The following is a 1,789-nucleotide window of genomic DNA, read 5'->3' on the forward strand; positions in this document are numbered from 1 at the left end:
CGCCGCCGCCAGCGCACCCGCCACGGACCGGCCGGTGACCCCGGCACCCGCGACGAGCACCGTCCTGCCCGCGAGCTCGGCACCGCGCATCGTCACCCGCCCCCGAGACCGAGCTGTTCACTGTAGAACAGGCCGAGGCCGAACATGCAGCAGATCGCCGCGAGCAGCCAGAACCGGATGATGACGGTGGTCTCCGCCCATCCGGCCAGTTCGAAGTGGTGGTGGAACGGCGCCATCCGGAAGATCCGCTTGCGGGTGGTGCGGAAGATGGCGATCTGCAGCACCACCGACATCATCTCGACCACGAACAGGCCACCGATCACGATGGCGAGCAGCTCCGTGCGGGTCGTCATGGACAGACCCGCGATGAGACCGCCGAGCGCCAGCGACCCGGTGTCCCCCATGAAGATCTTCGCGGGGGCGGCGTTCCACCACAAGAAGCCCACGCAGGCGCCGGTCGCCGCCGCGGCGACGACCGCGAGGTCCAGCGGATCCCGCACGTTGTAACAACCGACCTGGTAGCCCTCCACGCAGCTCAGCCGTGCCTGCCAGAAGGAGATCACCACGTACGTGGCCAGCACCATGGCCCCGGCGCCACCCGCGAGCCCGTCGAGGCCGTCGGTGAAGTTCACCGCGTTCGACCACGCCGAGATCAGCAGGTAGCAGAACAGCATGAAGATCGGCAGCGGGAACACGATCAGTTCGAGGTCCCGCGCGTAGGACAGATTCTGCGAGGCCGGCGTCAGGCCGTTGGCGTCCGGGAACTGCACCACCAGCACCGCGAAGCTGAGCGCCACCAGAAGCTGGCCGACGAGCTTGGCCGTCTTGTTCAGGCCGAGGTTGCGTTGCTTCCGGATCTTGATGAAGTCGTCCAGGAACCCGACCAGTCCCAGCCCCACCGCGAGGTAGAGCACCAACAGCCCGGAGGCGGTGGGACCGTCACTGGGCGAGTCGCGCCAGACATCCACCAGATGGGCGACGAAGTATCCGACCACCAGTGCGACCAGGATGGCGACGCCCCCCATCGTGGGCGTGCCGCGTTTCGACCTGTGGCCCTGTGGCCCCTCCTCCCGGATCTCCTGGCCGAATCCCTGATAGGAGAACAGCCGGATCAGGTACGGGGTGAGCAGGATCGACACACCGAGCCCGACGGAGGCCGCGATCAAGATGCTGATCACGCTGTGTGCCTCCCGCTCGTCCCGCCGTCGCTGTTCCGGCTCTGTTCCTCGTGTCGTGATGTGTTCGGGCTCACGCGCTACCGCCTTCTCCCAACAGCGCGTCGGCTACCCGCCACAGCTCGGCAACCTTCGAGGCCTTGACGAGGACGACGTCGTCCGGCCGGACCTGGTCGCGCAGCAGCGCGACCGCCGCATCGGTGTCCGGCACCAGGACCGACTCCTCTCCCCAGGAACCCTCGTGACTCGCGCCGTGGTGCATGGCGGCAGCCTGCTCGCCGACCACGACGAGCCGGTTGATGTTGAGCCGGACGGCGAGCCGACCGATCTCGTCGTGCGCGGACACGCTATCGGCCCCCAGTTCGCCCATGACACCGAGGACCGCCCAAGATCGGCTTTCCGAGGTCATCGAGGCGAGCGTCTTCAACGCGGCCCGCACCGACTCGGGGTTGGCGTTGTACGAGTCGTTCAGCACGGTGACCCCGTCGGCGGAGGTGGTGACCTCCATCCGCCGGGCCGACCGGCGGGTGGCGGCCCCGAGATCCGCGGCCACGTCGGACACCGGGGAGCCCAGCTCCAGCGCGACCGCCGCGGCGGCGAGCGCGTTGGCGACG

General features: G+C 68.6%; 2 protein-coding genes. Both read right to left on the reverse strand.

What is annotated here, in order from left to right; all coding sequences use genetic code 11:
* Positions 1-92: 92 nt before the first annotated feature.
* The gene (mraY, locus tag SACHA_RS0100415) at positions 93-1,178 is read right to left on the reverse strand and encodes a phospho-N-acetylmuramoyl-pentapeptide-transferase (RefSeq protein ID WP_019806291.1); all 1,086 of its coding nucleotides are present in this window, start codon (positions 1,176-1,178) and stop codon (positions 93-95) included.
* 70 nt (positions 1,179-1,248) lie between these two features.
* Positions 1,249-1,789 (reverse strand): glutamate ligase domain-containing protein (locus SACHA_RS19535; protein WP_019806293.1); only part of this gene is annotated, 541 nt, incomplete at its 5' end.

Origin of the sequence: Saccharomonospora halophila 8 (genome assembly GCF_000383775.1) — a bacterium.
Lineage (GTDB): Bacteria > Actinomycetota > Actinomycetes > Mycobacteriales > Pseudonocardiaceae > Saccharomonospora > Saccharomonospora halophila.